Origin of the sequence: Geobacillus sp. ZGt-1, from assembly GCF_001026865.1 — a bacterium.
Classification (GTDB): Bacteria; Bacillota; Bacilli; order Bacillales; family Anoxybacillaceae; genus Geobacillus; species Geobacillus thermoleovorans.
Genome location: NZ_LDPD01000023.1, coordinates 306780 through 323852 on the forward strand (window position 1 = coordinate 306780; position 17073 = coordinate 323852).

Consider the following 17073-nt stretch of genomic DNA (forward strand, 5'->3'; position numbering starts at 1 on the left):
AAATCATACTATATATTGTTAAAGAGAACAAATGATTTCATTTTGTCAAGCAAAAAAAAACAAAACACGGCGAAAAGCGGAGAAAAACGGGGGAGTGCCGCTGTTTTTGCCGGAAAACGAACGATTTACCGCGTCGCTGCTCAGCGCTTGAAGTTCCATTCGTCGCTTTCGTATTTCGTCCGCGCCAGCTCTTCAACGTACGCCCGCTCTTCGGCGGTGAGCGTGTACGGTTCCAATACGATGTTCAATCCCTTTTCAAATCCTTTGTAAAACGCCTCTTTCGCTTCCTCGATCGTCACCGTGCGGCTCGTCAACTCATTGATCGCGACTGCCTTCTTTTTAAAATCGCGCTGCAGACGCTCTTTCACCCGCTNGTTTGGATATTTAAACAAGCTGAACAGCAGCTCTTCGTCCAGATCAAGCAAAATCGATCCGTGCTGCAAAATGACGCCTTTTTGCCGCGTTTGCGCGCTGCCGGCGATTTTCCGCCCCTCAACGACAAGCTCGTACCATGACGGCGCGTCAAAACAAACGGCCGAGCGCGGGCTGCGCAAATCTGCCTTCTCTTCTTCCGTTTTCGGCACGGCAAAATACGCATCCAACCCAAGATAGCGAAATCCCTCTAAAATTCCTTGCGAAATGACGCGGTATGCTTCCGTCACCGTCTTCGGCATCGCCGGGTGCGACTCGGAGACGATCACGCTGTATGTCAATTCTTTATCGTGCAGGACGCCGCGCCCGCCGGTCGGCCGACGGACAAAGCCGAGGCCGTGCCGTTTGACCGCCTCTAAATCAATTTCTTTCTCCACTTTTTGAAAATAACCAATCGACAACGTCGGCGGATTCCAGCCATAAAAGCGGATCGTCGGCGGAATTTTGCCTTCGCTGTGCCAATCGAGAAGCGCCTCATCGAGCGCCATATTGAACGCCGGCGGGCAATAGCCGGAATCGATAAAGCGCCATACTTCTTTTGCCATCGTTCCACCTTCTCTATTGTTCCATACTCTAAACGCTGCGGCGGCTTGTCGACCACCGCCAAGGGGCGGGACGCTTTTGGCCGCCTTTATTAGTTTAGCAAACAACGCCGGTGAAGGAAAGAAAAATGGCATCGCGAAAACCTCTTTGCTTCCCGGCGGCGACTTTATATAATAGGAAATAGCAGACGAAGCGAAAGGAGGCATGACGGGTGGAAGCATTGCTCATTATTCTCGGCGCAATCATCGTGTATTCCGTCATTACGTACTTCTGGCAGAAGAGAATTGTCAAAGCATTGACAGAGGAAGAGTTCCGCGCCGGTTATCGAAAAGCGCAACTCGTCGACGTCCGCGAACCGGATGAGTTTGCGGCTGGACATATTTTAGGGGCTCGCAACATCCCGCTCACGCAGCTTCGCATGCGCATGAAAGAATTGCGCAAAGACCAGCCGATCTATTTGTACTGCCAAAATGGACTGCGCAGCGGGCGAGCCGCGCAAATGCTCTACCGAAAAGGATACCGCGACTTGTACCATTTAAAAGGCGGATTTAAAACATGGACCGGGAAAGTGAAGAAAAAAGCGTAGCCCGTTAACCAAAAAGGCGCTCTGCCCAAACAGGCAGGCGCCTCTTTTCGCATGCGCTAGACCGCCGCAAATTCCGGCGGCAGGACGACCGCCTCAAGCACCGAAGCAGCCGCGCCGATGGCGCAGCTTTTCTCTTTCAGCTTGGAGGAGATGATGGACGGCTCGCTTTCTTTTTTGACGAGAATTCGCTTTCTCACTTCTTGGCGCGCCGGACCGATCACATACTCGCCCGCTTGGGCAATCGGACCGCCGATGATGACTGCTTCTGGATTGTACGCATAAATCACCTGCAACAATCCAACGCCGAGATAGCGCCCCGTTTCCTCCAAAATGCGCGCCAGCTGTTCATCGCTTTCTGCTGCCAACGCCATCGCAGCGATGGAAAAGCGTTCATCGAGCCATTCGGAACGCCCTTCTTCAGCCAAACGGCGCTCAATGTATTTTTCCGACGCATACATTTCCCAGCAGCCGATGTTGCCGCAGCTGCAGCGAATGCCGTTGACATCGATCGTATGATGGCCGATTTCACCAGCTAGGCCGCTGACACCCCGATAGAGCTGATGGTGAAGAACGACGCCGGCGCCAATGCCGATTCCGGCGCTGATGTAAACAAAGTGGGCGAACTCGTTGCCGGCGCCGAACCACTTTTCTCCAAGCGCCGCCAGTTTCGCCTCATTCTCGACAATGACAGGACGCTCAGGCCACCGTTGCCGCAAAACAGCCGCCAAGGCGACATCGTCCCAGCGCAAGTTCGGAGCAAACACAACGGTCCCGCTTTCGGTATGGACGACGCCCGGCACGCCGATGCCGATTCCCATCACACCGTACGGTGTCGCCGGCGCCCGGCGGATGGCCGCCTCGATGAGCTCCATCATTTCGCCGATGATCGCCTCCTGCCCTTCAGACGGGCGGAACGAACGCCGTTGCTCCCAAAGAATGTCCGCGTTTAAATTGGTCAACACGGCATACAAATAGTTCACCCCCAGCTCAACGCCGATAAGCGAGCCGGCGTCGGCGTTGAAGCGAAGCATGAGCGGCCGGCGCCCGCCGGTTGACTCGCCGATTCCGCTTTCATGGACGAAATGCTCGGCGATCAGTTCGTCAACAAGCGCGGAGACAGTGGCCTTGTTCAATCCGGTTGTCTTGGCGATATCGGCGCGCGAAATCGGATGCTGGTCGCGAATCAATTTTAAGACGAGCTGTTTATTCATTTTTTTTACAAGAGAAATGTTTCCTGTCCGCACGTCTCTGTCATCCTTTTCATTTGATTGATCGAATGTGTCTTGCGAAAGGGCAGGGGCGCCTCGCTATTATGGCGGTTGCTGCATCCGTCGATTCCTGCCGTGCAGGCTTCTTGGCCATCCGCTTTTTCACTCAAGCCGTCGGGCGCCCGTGCACCGACTGTTAAGGCTAACTTCTCCATATGGACACATGCTTTTTCTTTCTTGATCTTAGTTTATATAATAAACTAATTCGACGTTTTTGTCAATGGCTCATCCGGCGTACAAAGAAACGGCCCGCTCCGTTAGGGAGCGAGCGCTCATCAATGCTCAAACGTCAGTTATTGCTATGTTTCGGTTTTTGGTAGCGCAAAATCGGCTTGCGCGCTGCGGTCGTTTCATCAAGTCGCTTCACAACGGTCGTATGCGGCGCTTCTTGAACGATTTCCGGATTTTCCTCCGCCTCTTTGGCAATTTGGATCATGGCGTCAATAAACGCGTCAAGCGTCTCTTTCGACTCCGTCTCCGTCGGCTCAATCATCATGCACTCTTCGACGATGAGCGGGAAGTAAATCGTCGGCGGATGGAAGCCGAAATCAAGCAGCCGCTTGGCAATATCGAGCGTTCTGACGCCGAGTTTCTTTTGCCGGCGTCCCGACAGGACGAACTCGTGCTTGCAATGGCGGTCGTACGGCAAATCGTAATAGTCGGCAAGCCTCCGCATCATATAGTTGGCGTTTAACACGGCGTACTCGCTCACCGCTTTTAAGCCGTCCGGCCCCATCGAGCGGATGTACGTGTACGCCCGGACGTTGATGCCGAAATTGCCGTAAAACGGCTTGACGCGGCCGATCGACTGCGGGCGGTCGTCATCGAGATAATAGCCGTTTTCTCCTTTTTCGATGACCGGCTTCGGCAAAAACGGAACGAGGTCGGCTTTCACCCCGACCGGGCCTGAGCCTGGGCCTCCGCCGCCGTGCGGGCCGGTGAACGTTTTATGCAAGTTCAAATGAACGACGTCAAAGCCCATGTCCCCCGGGCGCGCCTTGCCAAGAATGGCGTTTAAATTCGCCCCGTCATAATACAGCTTGCCGCCGGCTGCGTGGACGATTTCAGCCACTTCGACGATCTGCTCTTCAAACAGCCCGAGCGTATTCGGATTCGTGAGCATAAGCGCCGCTGTATCCGGACCGACGACGCGCTTTAAGTCCTCTAAATCAACAAGTCCATCGGCGGTCGATTTGACCGTCACCGTCTCAAAACCGGCGACCGTTGCCGACGCCGGGTTCGTCCCGTGCGCTGAATCCGGGACGATCACTTTCGTCCGGTTGAAGTCGCCGTTTGCTTCATGGTAAGCGCGGATCATCATCAGCCCGGTCCACTCGCCGTGGGCGCCGGCCGCCGGCTGCAAGGTGACCGCATCCATGCCCGTGATTTCTTTTAAATGCTCTTGCAAGTCGTACATCAACTCAAGAGCCCCTTGCACCGTTTTCTCTGGCTGAAGCGGATGAATGTGGGCAAACCCGGCGAGGCGGGCGACGTTTTCATTGATTTTCGGATTGTATTTCATCGTGCACGACCCGAGCGGGTAAAAACCGGAATCGACGCCGTGGTTTCGTTTCGAGAGCGCCGTATAATGGCGCATTAAGTCAAGCTCCGACACTTCCGGGAGCTCCGGCTCTTCAGTGCGAAGATAATCGGCCGGCACGAGCTCGCTGACATCGACAGCCGGCACGTCAAGCGCTGGCAGGCTGTAGGCGATGCGCCCCGGCTTGCTTCGTTCGAAAATAAGCGGTTGATCGTTATGCATGGCCATCCCCCAATTCATTGACAAACCGATCGATTTCTTCTTTTGTCCGCAGTTCGGTGACAGCAACAAGCATATGACCGGCAAGCTCCGGATAGTCAGCCCCAAGGTCATAGCCGCCGATGATTCCTTTTTCGAGCAGGCGATCGTTCACATCAGAAACCGGCCGTCCAAGCCGGATGACGAACTCGTTGAAAAACGGGCCGGCAAACGGCGACGACAGTCCGCGCTTTTCAAGTTCCACCTTCGCATAATGCGCTTTTTGAATATTCATCGCCGCCATTTCTTTCACGCCCCGCTTGCCAAGCGCCGACAGCGCAACGGAAGCGGCCAAGGCGTTTAACGCTTGATTGGAGCAAATGTTGGATGTCGCCTTATCGCGGCGGATGTGCTGTTCGCGCGCTTGAAGCGTCAAGACAAACCCGCGGCGCCCGTCCTCATCGGTTGTCTGCCCGACAAGACGGCCTGGAATTTTGCGCATGAGCGGCGCTTTGACAGCGAAATAGCCGCAATGCGGGCCGCCAAATTGCGTCGGGATGCCAAATGGCTGCATGTCGCCGACCACAATGTCGGCGCCAAACGCTCCGGGTGGAGTCAACACACCAAGCGCCAATGGGTTGCTGGCGACGACAAACAAACTTTTCTTTTCATGCGCAAGCGGCGCGATCGCTTTCAGCGGCTCGATTTGACCAAAAAAGTTCGGGTATTGGACGACAACGCACGCCACATCATCCCCCATTTCCGCTTCAAGCGCCTTAAGATCGGTGATGCCGCCGTCATACGGAATTTCTTTCACTTCGAGCTTCTGTCCTTTGGCGTACGTGCGCACGACTTCCCGATATTGCGGATGAACGGCGGTCGAGATGAGCACTTTCTTCCGCTTCGTATGCGCGGCGCTAAGAAGCACCGCTTCGGCAAGCGCCGTGCCGCCGTCGTACATCGACGAGTTGGCGACATCCATGCCGGTCAACTCGCACACCATTGTTTGAAACTCAAAAATCGCCTGCAGCTCGCCTTGGGAAATTTCCGGTTGATACGGCGTATAGGCCGTATAAAATTCAGAGCGCGACAGGACATGGTCGACGACAGCCGGAATATAATGGTCGTACACCCCGGCTCCTAAAAAGGAAACGTATTGTTTTACGCTGGCGTTTTTTTCCGCTAAGGCCGCAAGCTCTTTCCACAGCTCTGGCTCGGATTTGGCCGGTTTCACCTTCAGCTCGCCGCGGAAGCGGACTTGTTCTGGAATATCGGCAAACAAGTCGTCAATCGAGGCGACGCCGATCGTCTTCAGCATCTCCTGTTTGTCTTCTTCCGTCATCGGCAAATAACGATGGAGCACTGCGTTTTTCCCCTTTCCTTGTCGCTTTGGAATCGTCACTTGGCCCGCCTGTAAAACGGAATCGGCACGATGTTCGCTTTCAGCCGCTTGCCGCGGATGTCCACCTCCACCTCCCGGCCGATGGCAGCCACATCCGCTTTCACCAAGGCCAAGCCGATGTTTTTCTTCAGCGTCGGCGACTGCGTGCCGGTCGTGACGAACCCGACCTCTTCGCCGTCGGCAAATACAAGGTATCCGTGGCGCGGAATGCCTCTGTCGATCATTTCAATGCCGACGAGCCGGCGCGGCGGCCCTTCCTCTTTTTGCCGTTTCAATACAGCTTGGCCGATAAACGGCGTCTCTTTTTCCGTTTTGACGGCAAAACCAAGCCCGGCTTCAACTGGTGAAATCGAGTCGGACAGCTCTTGACCGTAAAGCGGCAGGCATGCTTCAAAGCGGAGCGTATCGCGCGCCCCCAGTCCGCATGGGAGAACGCTGTCACGAGCTCCGGCCGCTAGGATCGCCTCCCATAGCGCGGCGGCGTCTTCCGCTTTACAATATAGCTCAAACCCGTCTTCCCCCGTATAGCCGGTGCGCGAAACGAGCGCCTTCACGCCCGAGACTTCGACGCCGTCGGCGAATGAAAACGGGCGCAGCGCCGCCAAATCAAAATCCGTCAATCGCTGCAAGACGCGCTCCGCTGCCGGCCCTTGCAAGGCAAGCTGAGCCGTTTCGGACGATACATCTTGAAGCTCGACGTCGCCCTCAACATGCCCGCTTAGCCAAGCGAAGTCTTTTTCCGTATTCGCTGCGTTGACGACCAGCAAGTAGTCATTCTCTCCTTTTTGATAGATGAGCAAATCATCGACTGTGCCGCCGTCCTCATAGCACATGAGCGTATATTGCGCCCGGCCGGGCCGCAGTTTGGCGACGTCATTGGTCATGAGCTTTTGCAAAAACGCGAGGCTCCCACGGCCGCGGACGACAATTTCCCCCATATGGGAGACGTCAAACAGCCCGGCGCGCGTTCTTACAGCCTCATGTTCTTCCTTGATGCTGGAAAACTGCACCGGCATTTCCCAGCCGCCAAATTCAATCGTTTTGGCGCCGCAACGGGCGTACACCGAGAATAGGGGCGTGCGCTTTAGCATCTGATTCCCTCCTTTGATCCACGTCACACAAAAAAGGACAGACTTCCCCTATCAACAAGTAAGGGGGCTCTGTCCTGGCACCTGAAAGTTTCCCGCCGGCCCGTTTGGCGCGTCCGTTCGCGGTCCATGGGGCCGATCGGTTTCCTCTTGGGTGGCCTGCGTGAACGCAGGCGCTCTCCAGAGCTGCGTCAAGCAAGAGTCTTTTTGCCTGAGAGATTCGCGTTTCCGCTTGCTCCTTCGGCGCTACATTCCGTAGTCTCTCCCCTTGCCGTCATCCGCCCATCAATAAATTGTTTCCATATCGGGCATACTAACAAACACCCTGATCAACGAGTCATGAGAATGTTCTAAATTTATACTACCATCAATCACAGTCAAAGGGCAATAGGAAATAATCGAACTTTCATGGCAATTAGTCATAATAATGTTCTTGTTTTCATCAACATACCACATGCAATCTATATAAACATTCGCAACAAGGGAAGGGGATCGCCATGAACATTGACCTTGAAATGGATGAAACATGGAAGGAGGAATTTTTGGCACGCGTCGAAAAAGACGGTCCGTGGGCGAGCTGGGAAATGTACGAACTGGCTCTTGAGGCCGCCCATCATTTAAGCGTCCCAGAATTTAATGGCTTGCAGGCGCCCAAACACCTGCCCCACTTGACGATCCTTCCGCACCAGCTTGAAGTGGCGCGCCGCGTCGTCGAGGAGATGAACGGCAAAGCCATTTTGGCGGATGAAGTCGGGCTTGGAAAAACGATCGAGGCCGGGCTCGTCTTAAAAGAATATATGATTCGCGGCCTTGTGAAAAAAGCGCTGATTCTCGTTCCCGCCTCCCTTGTTTCGCAATGGGTGAGAGAGTTGAACGAAAAATTTTTCATCCCGGCCGTCCAGCAGAAAAAGAGCTACGTCTGGGAGCAGTGCGATATCGTCGTTTCCTCGATCGACACGGCGAAAAAACCGCCGCACCGTGACATCATCTACGGGCAGTCGTACGACATGATCATCATCGACGAGGCGCACAAACTGAAAAATAACAAAACGAAAAACTACGAGTTTGTGCAAAATTTAAAAAAGAAGTTTTGTTTGCTCCTGACAGCGACGCCGATCCAAAACCGGATCGAAGAAATTTTCAACCTCGTCTCGCTGTTGAAACCCGGCCATTTAGGCAGCTCGGAACAGTTTGCCAAAACGTACGGAAAAACGCGGGCCGTACAGACGAACGACCATTTAAAAGCGCTCGTCAACAAAGTGATGATCCGCAACCGCCGCGCCGATACGCCGATCGAATGGGCGAAGCGCCACGTTGAACCGGTGCTGATCGAGTTTACGAATGAGGAGCGGGAACTGTATGAAGCGGTCAAGGCGCTCCGCCGCGAATCGTTCGCCGGCTCGTTTTCGCTCATCACGCTTCTTCGTGAGGCGTGCAGCAGCCGCGAGGCGCTGTTTCTCACGATCAAAAACATGATCGATAAATGCAGCGGAGCGGTTCCGGAGCCGCTTGAACGCGTATTGGAAAAAATCAACGCCGTCACGACGAACTCAAAGGCGGAAAAAGCGCTCGAGCTTATCCGTTCCATTCATGACAAAGTCATTATTTTCACGGAATACCGGGCGACGCAGCTTTACTTGCAATGGTTTTTAAAGCAGCACGGCATCTCGTCCGTTCCGTTTCGCGGCGGCTTCCGGCGCGGCAAAAAAGACTGGATGCAGGAACTGTTTAAACACCACGCCCAAGTGTTCATCGCCACCGAGGCGGGCGGCGAGGGCATCAACTTGCAGTTTTGCCGCTATGTCATCAACTACGACTTGCCGTGGAACCCGATGCGCCTTGAGCAGCGAATCGGCCGCGTCCACCGGCTCGGGCAGACGGATGACGTCTACATTTATAACTTCGCTGTCAAACAGACGGTCGAAGAACATATTTTAACGCTTCTGTACGAAAAAATCCGCCTGTTCGAACGAGTCGTCGGCGAGCTGGACGACATTTTGGCGAAAATGAACCTCGCCAACCTGGAGCGCTACTTCGAAGACGCCTTCGTTCATTCACGAAGCGAAGGGGAGATGAAAATCAAAATGGAAAACATCGTCGCGATGATCGAGCTGGCGGAGCAGCTTGGAAAGGAAGGAGGAGAGCGGCATGCAGCAACATGAAATCCGCCGCTTTGTCGAACGCTATTTTGCGGCCAACGGCTGCACGTTTGTGGAAGCAAGCGACGACTACCTCACCGTGCAGCTGACGGCAGAAATGGACAAAGAACTGATGAATCGGCCGTTTTACTGGCATTATATTGAACGGACAGGCGGCGTGCCGCAGCCGATGCGACTGACGCTCATCACCCGCGCGAGCGAGCGGACGGACAAACTCAAAGGCGAGCGCCTCCATTTCGGCGCTCCCCGGCTGCACCAGCTGTTCCGCTCAGCGCAAAAACGCGGCAGCTTCATCCGCCTGTATGAGGAGCCAAGCGCGCCTTTGGACGGCAACGCCGCCCTCCATCCATGGCTCGGCATGAACGTCACGATTTCGTACGAATGCGACCGAAAAAAAGATGAAATCGTCTCCCTTGGCCTTCATCTCATTAGCGGAACGATCGTCGAGTCGTTTCATGAGCGGATGCGCGAGCGACGGCTGACGCCGAAAATCCCTGATTACTGTTTCACCATCTCCCCGCTCATTAAACCGAGAAGCGGCATCGGCCGTCTCGAGCAATACATACGCAGCCGCATCGCCGCCGACAACCATGCGTGGGCGGATGAGGCGCGCCGACGCTGGGCCGACGATTTGGCGTTGCTTGATGAATTTTACAAAGACTGCGAAGAAAAGCCGGAGTGCTATTATATTGAGAAGGAAGCGTTGGAAAAGCAGTACAAGCCGCGCATCACCGTTTCCGTCATCAACGGCGGACTGTTTTATTTGCTGCCCCGCTCATCGTGAATCAACCCCGGGATGGGTCCATCCGGCTCACAGCGCTCAAACCGACGAACTCCCTTCCGTCGGCACGAAAACCGCCCGCCGGCCTAGGCCAGCGGGCGGCTGCTACGGGCGGCGCCGAAACAGCAAGCGAAGCGAAAGCGGCACCATGCCAAACAAGCGGTATGAAAGCGGAAGCTGCTCTTGTTTCCGCACCTGACGCCGCTGCCTCCGCTCCTCTTTCGGCAAGTCCATGTAGGCGACAAATTGTTGGGTGACAAACTTGACATAATCGTTGACCGCCATCAAATCCCCCCCTTTTTTCTTTTAGTTTTTCCGCTTCTTTCCTCTTTTAACCGTTTTGCTCTCTCCATTCGACAATATGAAGCGCCGGAAGCGTGACAGTAAACATGACAGCGCGCCTCAGTCCAGAGGCTGAACGGATGGACAAAGAAACCCGAACGTGCGCTGCATCTTCCCGCACCCACCGGTAGACGGCCCTTCCGCGCGGATAGGTCCATTCCCCAGCCTCTTCCGCGGTCGACGGATCGGCTGATGCGATGCGTTCTTTTACGTCAAACACGGCCATCTGCACAAGCTCGTCCGCCTCGGCTGCCTGCCGGGCCGCATAAGCCGCCTGTCGTTCCGCTTCATAGAGGAGCAAGACATGCGTGACAGAAAAGACAAGCAACAAAGAAACGACAGCCACAATCGGAAAAATGACACCATCTTGTCGACCCATTTCCCCTTCCCTCGTTTTTCCAGTCTAAAAGGGGGAAGCGGCGGTCAAGGGGGTCTCACCGTACAAGCCGCCCGCTAAAACGCCCGCGCCACAAACGCCTCGTAAACGGTGCCGTCATCAGCCGTCACTTGCAAAAATATCCCGCGGGTGCCGGCGCGGTACGAAACAGCGCGCACATGACGGAGCGCCGTTTCATTGCCAGCGCCGTCCACCTGGCGGATCAGTTGGGCTCTTGACGCAACAACAGAAAAACTGACCGTCTCACCGCTCCATTTTTGCAAATAGAGGACATGGCCCCCAGTCGACCACTGCCTCGTTTCATTCAGCTCGATTTGCAGCTGTTGCAAAAACAGCCGCCATTCCAATCGGGAAAACGCGTCCGTCGGCTCCGGAGCCAGCAAGCGGACGGACAACAACGCCGGAACGACCGCCGCCACCGCCATCGCAGCCGCCAGCGCCAACAGCGCTTCGATCATCGTAAACCCGTTTTCTTTTGCCGCTATCGCTTGCCATACCCGCACCGCTCCATCTCGCGGCCGACGTAATCGTTCCAACGCACGCATACTTTCCACATTCGTCCCCCTTCATCGCTCGCTTGCAGCCGAAATACTGTACGCCCGTCGGCGATCATGGTTTCTCCGGCAAGCGGCTCCTCATACAACGCGATGGCCAACAGCCGGCGCGCTTTCTCCTCGAGAATGAGGCTGTTGCGCTCATGCGCCATTTGCATCAACAGTGGAAGAAGAACGGCCGCTGTCGTCCATAGCAGCGCCAAAGCGAACAATGCTTCAACAAGCAAAAATCCGCCGCTACATTTTTTGCACATAAAATCGCCCTTTCCCCAGCAAAAAGGTGACTTTATAAGTTATTTGGCCACCCCCTATCCAAATAGTTCCAGCCCGTTCAATGTTGCCGTTGTCAGTAAAGATGAGCGGATTGCGCAGCGTGCCGAGCCGAAACCGCCACGGAGAAGGGAGCGAACGAGCGACAATCTGCCGGCCGCTCGTTGCATCAATCGCCTTGTACCCAGCGCCGCCGTCTGTAAAAAAAACCGCTACATTCACCCGCCGGGCGATGGCATGCTGCTGCGCGCCATACAAATCCGCGCGCAGCACAGCCAGCATATACATCTCCTCTTGATGGCGCACAGCGCCGCCAAGCGTCGGAACAGCCAGCGCGGCAAGCACCAGCACCACCGAGAAAACGATCAGCATCTCAAGCAGCGTAAACCCGCCGTTACGAGCCACTTTCACTCACATCGCCGTTCGCGCTGATTTGGATCGCATGACCGTTCGGACATTTGTCCGACTTGATATAGCGGCCAGCGAGCAATTCCTGCACCGTCGGAATTTTGTTATGCTCCATCTCATACGCTTTCACCTGCGCTTGCACGGTGTTCAAAAACGCCTCGCATCCTTTCGAATTGATCATGCTGTTGTGCTTTGTCATATTCGGAATGGCAATCAGCAGCAGGACAGAAATCACCATCATAACGATCAACATTTCGATCAATGTGAATCCCTTTTGATTCATTGTCACTCCTCCTCGCATACGAAATTTCAGAAAGAGCGCTTAGCGAATGGCCGGTTCAGTTCGATCCGTTCCTTGACCATCGAGTCTGTTCATTGATTGGGCCTTGGGAGGAGGGGCGCGTCCCTCTCTCAAGGAGCCAACATATCAAGATTGAGCATCTTGTTCCTACAGAGCCGTCCCATCCTTGTTAAACGGAAGTTATTTACAGTTCATTCAACATAGAAAACATCGGCAACAAAATCGCCAAATACATGCCGACGACAAACGAGCCAACCACCGCCAACAAAAGNGGCTGCATGCATTTTAAGACCGACTCGATTCGTTGTTCCATCACCTGCAGCAAAAACTCGCTGTAATGTTCAAGCTCTTTGCCAAGCTCGCCGTTCGACTGGCCGTGGCGGATGACAAGCGCCAGCTCTTGTTCGTAATAGCGGGCGGCGCCGATTAATCTGTCAAGCGCCATCCCTTTCATCAACCCGTGGCGAAGGCGCCGGCCTTCCATTTGCAAAAATGGCCAGGACGACGGCTCGCTGAACACGCCGAGCGCATCATAAACCGACAACCCGGCCTGCAGCAAGCGCCCGAGCTGTCGGGCAGTCAGGCAGGTGAGGAACAGTCTCAGAAACGAAGCAAGCCCTGGAATTCGCAAGGCGAATTGAAGTTTTCGGGAGACCGGCCAGCGGCGGAAATAAGCGGTGTAAAACAGCCCGGAGAACACCGCCAAGACGGCGATGGCCGCCATCGCCATAGGGGCATGGGCGACCACCGCAAGCAGCCAAGCGGTGTGCCCGCGTTGTGGAGAAAACGCCGCCGCCGCCCGTTCAAACTGCGGCAGCAGCCACCATTCCATCAAGACGAGCATGATGATGAGCAAAGAAAGAAGGAACAGCGGATAGCGGCTGAAGCGGTGAAGCTGCTCGTAGAAGCGCGCTTTTTGCGCCAGCGCTTCCCCTGTCTCTGCCATGCCGCGCGGTAAATCGCCATGCCGTTCGGCAAAAAAGAGAAGGTTAACCGCCATGCGGTCGACCGACAGCGCTTCGACAGCCGCAAACAGCGGCAACCCGGCGCGCAGCTGCTGCAGACAGCGTTCCACTTCCATCCGGCGGTGTGTGGGAGCCTGAATGGCCAAAAACTCAAGCGCTTGCCCAAGGGGGTAACCGCGCTCGAGCAACCGGCCGAGCCGAGTGAAAAACAACGCCTGTTCAGCGAGCGGCCACATTTTGCGTTTCATCTTTCTCCCCCTCCGACGAGCTCAAGCATGCGAACGGGCAGGTAGCCGAGCGCAATCCCCTTGCGGATCAAGCGCGCCAGCGTCATATTAGAGCGCTTTGGCTTCCCTCTCCCATTGGAGNGGGAACGAATCACGTCCTCCAGCGCTGAACCGCAAAGCAACTCATAAACAGCCGTGCGCCGGCGTCGTCCAAGACGGCCGCACGATGGATGGCAATCGTCGCCGCACAGCGGGCAGCAAAGCTCGACAAGCCGCTGGGCAGAGACGGCAAGCAGCGTCTCGGCCAAATCGCCGAGCGGAATGCCGAATTCATGCAGCCGGTAGACGGCGCCGACTGCATCGGCGGCGTGCATCGTCGAGACGACCAAATGGCCGCTCAACGCTGAACGGATGGCAATGGCCGCCGTATCATGATCGCGGATCTCGCCGACCATCAACACATCCGGGTCATGGCGCAGCGCCGCTTTTAACCCGGCGGCGTATGTGATGCCTGCTTTTTCATTGATTTGCACTTGCAACAATCGTTCGTTCTGTTTTTCGATCGGATCTTCAAGCGTGATGATGTTGCGTTGCCTTTCAGCTTGGCAAAGATCAAGAAGGGTGTAGAGGGTCGTCGTTTTTCCCGACCCCGTCGGGCCGGTCAACAGCACAAGCCCTTGCGGATGCTGCATGAAGGAAAATAATCGTGCGGTGGAGCGGAAGAATAAAGATAGTTCGCGAAGCGGCAGCGAGAGGCGCTGCGGCAGAAGCCGAATGACGAGGCTTTCATCGTAGAGCGTCGGCAATGTCGATAAACGCAAATACACCGTTTCCCCAAACTCAGCCACTTCCATGGCGCCGCTTTGCGGACGGCGTCGTTCCCCGATGTCCATGCCGGCTAAAAATTTAAAGTGGGCGATGAGACGTTCCGCCGTTTCCTTCGAAAGCACGCCAACGTCGACAAGCATGCCATCAAGCCGAAGACGAACAGCGGCATCGCGGCGGCGCGGAACGAGGTGAAGATCCGAGGCGCGGCGCTGCACCGCTTCGGCGAGAAGGCGGTTTGCCGTTTGTTCGATCTCGTTCAGCACATATTCCCTCCTTTCGACAGACTGCTTTGTATTTCGACGAGCATGAGTCGTTATCCTGCTTTTGGCGCAGCTTTTTTGTGAAATTTTTTTGAATGTCAGTCCACTCACTGCCAATAGTGACAAAAATCATTCCTCGCTTTGGACGATTTCATTATAATAACCATATCAATGATTCATTTAGGAGGGAAACCAATGGAACAAACGCTGAAAATCACAAGCGTATTGTCTGACCCGACAAGATTTCATATTTATGAATATATGGCAAAAGTGCATCGCGAAGTTTCTGTTCAAGAAATCGCAGAAAAATTTCATATCCATCCAAACGTTGCCCGCTTGCATTTAACGAAGCTTGAAGACGTTCGCATGGTCGTATCGGATACGCAAAAAACGGGAAAAGGCGGGCGGCCGAGCCGGCTGTACCGCCTGTCCGACGAAGTGATCGGGCTGTATTTTCCGTTCCGCGATTATCAACTCCTCGCCCGCATCGCCATTCAAACGATGGCCAAACTCGGTCCCATTGGAAGCGAGGCGTTGCGTGAAACAGGAAAGCGGTTCGGCCGTGAGCTCATCGCCAGCCGTTTGCCGCATAACGGCACAGCGAGCGCGCTCACCATGGCGGACAAAATCGCCATAATGGAAGAGGCGGCCGAAGCGGCTGGATTTTTGCCGCAATTGCACTATGATGAAGAAAAAGGAGTGCTATACCTCGATATTTTCAACTGCCCGTTCAAAGAAATCGCCGCGCAAGCACCTGATACCGTCTGCGGCATGCACCACGCTTTTTTGGAGGGAATGGTCGAGACGCTGTTTGCCGGTGCTGAAGTAACGGAAACGGAAAATATGATGGAAGGCAGCCACCGCTGCGCCTACCGCACCATCATCCGTCCGTGACAGCGTCCCTCCTTCCTTCTTTTTTGTCTGAAGCAAGCAACGGCCGGCATTGGCATCATTTCTTACCACTTGTCCGAAAGCGTTATTTACATTCCCAATCATTGTACATTATAATAAGTAAGGACCAATGGTTTGCACAAACAAAGGAGGGATACATAATGGACCGCATGTTCCGCGTGCTCGCCTTTTGGACCGGCATTTTTGCTGTCATGTTTTACCTTGGCCATATGCATACGACGTCGCTCATCTTCTTTGGCCAAACCGTATTTTTCCTGTTCCTCGGCTTTTTAAAGCTGACCGAGAGAATGTACATTTACATTTTCGGGGCATATTTGACGATTTTCTTCGCGGCATTTACGTATTGGACGACTTTTATGATGGTGCCCGGCATGGGTGAATAAAAAACAGGCAGAACCTCCTGCCTGTTTTTTTGCCGCTTTGACCGGAACCCCTTTTCTCCATTGCAGATAGGCGAAGGAAGCCGTTAATCGGCCGGCAAAAACTCGGGCGCTGGCCAAAAGTCTCGCGCGGGGAGACTCATTCCTTTCTGCAAAATAAGCACGTCAAAAAAGCGGCTGACGCCATCGTCGGCGATCAGCGCGCGGATCATTCGATTTTGGCGGCTTGCCGGCGAAAAGAAATCGCCGCCTTCTGAAACGTTCCATTCATGCAAAAGGCCGGCCGCGAGCAAAAACCGATCTTGGCGAACGAACGCCACTTCCTCCCACCCAGCCTGACGGGCGTACAAGCGAAGCGCATCCCATTGTACATGGCTCGTCAAGTCCATCTCCCCCGGATGGCGAAGCGGGTCGGCAACAAGCTGATGGCGGAAATATCCGCGCAAGCTTCCATGCCGCCGTGCCGGGGCGCGCAACTGTTCGTCCATATAGCCATAGTCGACCGTCACCATCACCGCCTGATGAAACAGCGGCCCAACCTCGAGCCAAAACGCCTTCATCGCGAGAGGCACCTCAAGCCTTTGCCCTTCAGCAAGATCCAATCCGCGCTCATGTAAATAGCGGACAATAGCGGGACGGCAAAGCGGCGCCTTTTCTTCAACGAGCCGGCCATCGCGGGCGGCGACAAAACATTCGTGCAAAACGCCGCCTTCCTTTACAATGACGTGAACGGGAAACGCATCAAAAAATTCGTTGCTAAACACAATGCCGGAAAACGGCCCACGCTCGGCCAGCCAGCGAGAGACATCGTCATATTGCTCCACCTTCTCGGCTGCGGGTTGAAGCGTTTCGCGCTGGCGCCGGCGGTGGAACGGGCTTTGGTCGATGATCGTATACGACAAGCGGTCGTATGTATGTGGACTTTTTTTCTTCCATTCTTCCAATACCGAAAGCGCCAATCTTCCGTCTCCGCCCCCCCACTCGCAAACAGCGGGCGGCAGGCCGCTCTGTTCCACCATCCGAACCCAAAGCGAAGCAAGCGCTTTGCCAAACACCGGCGCGAATGAGCTGTTCGTAAAAAAATCGCCTTCCTTGCCGATTTTCGCCCGCTCTCGCATATAGTAGCCGAATCGTTCGTCGTAAAGAACCATCTGCATGTAATCGGCGTACGACACCCGCCCACCCGGCGCTGCGGCAATCTGTTCATACAATCGACCCATCACCATTTCTCT

The 17073-nt window shown here is 54.9% G+C and carries 17 protein-coding genes, 5 pseudogenes and 1 riboswitch; of the genes and pseudogenes, 5 read left to right on the forward strand and 17 right to left on the reverse strand.

The window, feature by feature from the left end; all coding sequences use genetic code 11:
• Window positions 1–140: 140 nt before the first annotated feature.
• Together VU18_RS20095 and VU18_RS10250 are read right to left on the reverse strand one after the other, a co-directional pair.
• Window positions 141–373, reverse strand: a pseudogene (locus tag VU18_RS20095) (octanoyltransferase); the annotation flags it as partial.
• A gap of 1 nt (window position 374) precedes the next feature.
• Window positions 375–977: pseudogene (locus tag VU18_RS10250) on the reverse strand (biotin/lipoate A/B protein ligase family protein); the annotation flags it as partial.
• Between the two features lie 209 nt (window positions 978–1186).
• Between VU18_RS10250 and VU18_RS10255 the strand changes: the two are divergent.
• Complete coding sequence (locus VU18_RS10255; RefSeq protein ID WP_011231903.1) at window positions 1187–1561, forward strand: rhodanese-like domain-containing protein; 375 nt, start codon at window positions 1187–1189, stop codon at window positions 1559–1561.
• Window positions 1562–1617: 56 nt separating this feature from the next.
• On the opposite strand, the gene VU18_RS10260 is transcribed toward VU18_RS10255, so the two are convergent.
• From VU18_RS10260 to gcvT, 4 genes are all read right to left on the reverse strand, one after another.
• Window positions 1618–2805, reverse strand: coding sequence for an ROK family protein (locus VU18_RS10260; protein ID WP_014196334.1), 1188 nt, complete (start codon window positions 2803–2805; stop codon window positions 1618–1620).
• 313 nt (window positions 2806–3118) lie between these two features.
• Window positions 3119–4591: an aminomethyl-transferring glycine dehydrogenase subunit GcvPB gene (gene gcvPB, locus VU18_RS10265; RefSeq protein ID WP_047758062.1), complete on the reverse strand. Its 1473-nt coding sequence runs from the start codon at window positions 4589–4591 to the stop codon at window positions 3119–3121.
• The gene (gene gcvPA, locus VU18_RS10270; protein WP_011231906.1) at window positions 4584–5930 is read right to left on the reverse strand and encodes an aminomethyl-transferring glycine dehydrogenase subunit GcvPA; all 1347 of its coding nucleotides are present in this window, start codon (window positions 5928–5930) and stop codon (window positions 4584–4586) included. The genes gcvPB and gcvPA overlap by 8 nt, the downstream gene beginning before the upstream one ends.
• A gap of 35 nt (window positions 5931–5965) precedes the next feature.
• Window positions 5966–7060 (reverse strand): glycine cleavage system aminomethyltransferase GcvT, encoded by a 1095-nt coding sequence (gene gcvT / locus VU18_RS10275; protein ID WP_011231907.1) that lies wholly within the window; start codon window positions 7058–7060, stop codon window positions 5966–5968.
• A gap of 186 nt (window positions 7061–7246) precedes the next feature.
• Window positions 7247–7335: riboswitch (glycine riboswitch) on the reverse strand.
• A gap of 219 nt (window positions 7336–7554) precedes the next feature.
• Between gcvT and VU18_RS10280 the strand changes: the two genes are divergently transcribed.
• The gene (locus tag VU18_RS10280) at window positions 7555–9219 is read left to right on the forward strand and encodes a DEAD/DEAH box helicase (RefSeq protein ID WP_011231908.1); all 1665 of its coding nucleotides are present in this window, start codon (window positions 7555–7557) and stop codon (window positions 9217–9219) included.
• Window positions 9206–10000, forward strand: coding sequence for a YqhG family protein (locus VU18_RS10285; protein ID WP_011231909.1), 795 nt, complete (start codon window positions 9206–9208; stop codon window positions 9998–10000). The genes VU18_RS10280 and VU18_RS10285 overlap by 14 nt, the downstream gene beginning before the upstream one ends.
• A 102-nt stretch (window positions 10001–10102) precedes the next feature.
• Here the strand turns inward: VU18_RS10285 and VU18_RS10290 are convergent, their stop codons facing one another.
• From VU18_RS10290 to comGA, 10 genes and pseudogenes are all read right to left on the reverse strand, one after another.
• Entirely contained in the window at window positions 10103–10282 is a 180-nt protein-coding gene (locus VU18_RS10290) for a YqzE family protein (protein WP_011231910.1), read from the reverse strand.
• A gap of 46 nt (window positions 10283–10328) precedes the next feature.
• A complete protein-coding gene (gene comGG, locus VU18_RS10295) occupies window positions 10329–10718 on the reverse strand; it encodes a competence type IV pilus minor pilin ComGG (RefSeq protein WP_047758063.1) in 390 nt (129 codons plus the stop codon).
• A gap of 74 nt (window positions 10719–10792) precedes the next feature.
• On the reverse strand, window positions 10793–11239 hold the full coding sequence (gene comGF, locus VU18_RS10300; RefSeq protein ID WP_047758064.1) for a competence type IV pilus minor pilin ComGF: 447 nt from the start codon (window positions 11237–11239) through the stop codon (window positions 10793–10795).
• Entirely contained in the window at window positions 11218–11544 is a 327-nt protein-coding gene (locus tag VU18_RS10305) for a type II secretion system protein (protein WP_047758065.1), read from the reverse strand. The genes comGF and VU18_RS10305 overlap by 22 nt, the downstream gene beginning before the upstream one ends.
• Complete coding sequence (gene comGD, locus VU18_RS10310; RefSeq protein ID WP_011231914.1) at window positions 11528–11965, reverse strand: competence type IV pilus minor pilin ComGD; 438 nt, start codon at window positions 11963–11965, stop codon at window positions 11528–11530. The genes VU18_RS10305 and comGD overlap by 17 nt, the downstream gene beginning before the upstream one ends.
• The gene (gene comGC, locus VU18_RS10315; RefSeq protein ID WP_011231915.1) at window positions 11955–12251 is read right to left on the reverse strand and encodes a competence type IV pilus major pilin ComGC; all 297 of its coding nucleotides are present in this window, start codon (window positions 12249–12251) and stop codon (window positions 11955–11957) included. Before comGC ends, comGD begins: the two co-directional genes overlap by 11 nt.
• 202 nt (window positions 12252–12453) lie before the next feature.
• The coding region (locus VU18_RS21110; protein ID WP_255351094.1) for a hypothetical protein at window positions 12454–12540 on the reverse strand (87 nt) is incomplete at its 5' end.
• A 1-nt stretch (window position 12541) separates the two neighbouring features.
• Window positions 12542–13482, reverse strand: a pseudogene (gene comGB / locus VU18_RS10320) (competence type IV pilus assembly protein ComGB); the annotation flags it as partial.
• Window positions 13479–13602 (reverse strand): annotated as a pseudogene (locus tag VU18_RS20100) (competence protein ComG); the annotation flags it as partial. The pseudogenes comGB and VU18_RS20100, both read right to left, overlap by 4 nt.
• Before the next feature lies 1 nt (window position 13603).
• Window positions 13604–14552, reverse strand: a pseudogene (comGA, locus tag VU18_RS10325) (competence type IV pilus ATPase ComGA); the annotation flags it as partial.
• 192 nt (window positions 14553–14744) lie between these two features.
• Between comGA and VU18_RS10330 the strand changes: the two are divergent.
• Both VU18_RS10330 and VU18_RS10335 read left to right on the forward strand, forming a co-directional pair.
• The gene (locus tag VU18_RS10330) at window positions 14745–15443 is read left to right on the forward strand and encodes a metalloregulator ArsR/SmtB family transcription factor (RefSeq protein ID WP_011231918.1); all 699 of its coding nucleotides are present in this window, start codon (window positions 14745–14747) and stop codon (window positions 15441–15443) included.
• Between the two features lie 158 nt (window positions 15444–15601).
• Entirely contained in the window at window positions 15602–15844 is a 243-nt protein-coding gene (locus VU18_RS10335) for a DUF2626 family protein (protein ID WP_008879854.1), read from the forward strand.
• Between the two features lie 83 nt (window positions 15845–15927).
• Here the strand turns inward: VU18_RS10335 and VU18_RS10340 are convergent, their stop codons facing one another.
• Window positions 15928–17061 carry a class I SAM-dependent methyltransferase gene (locus tag VU18_RS10340; RefSeq protein WP_047758181.1) on the reverse strand — a complete coding sequence of 378 codons (1134 nt, stop codon included), beginning with the start codon at window positions 17059–17061 and terminating at the stop codon, window positions 15928–15930.
• Window positions 17062–17073: the final 12 nt, after the last annotated feature.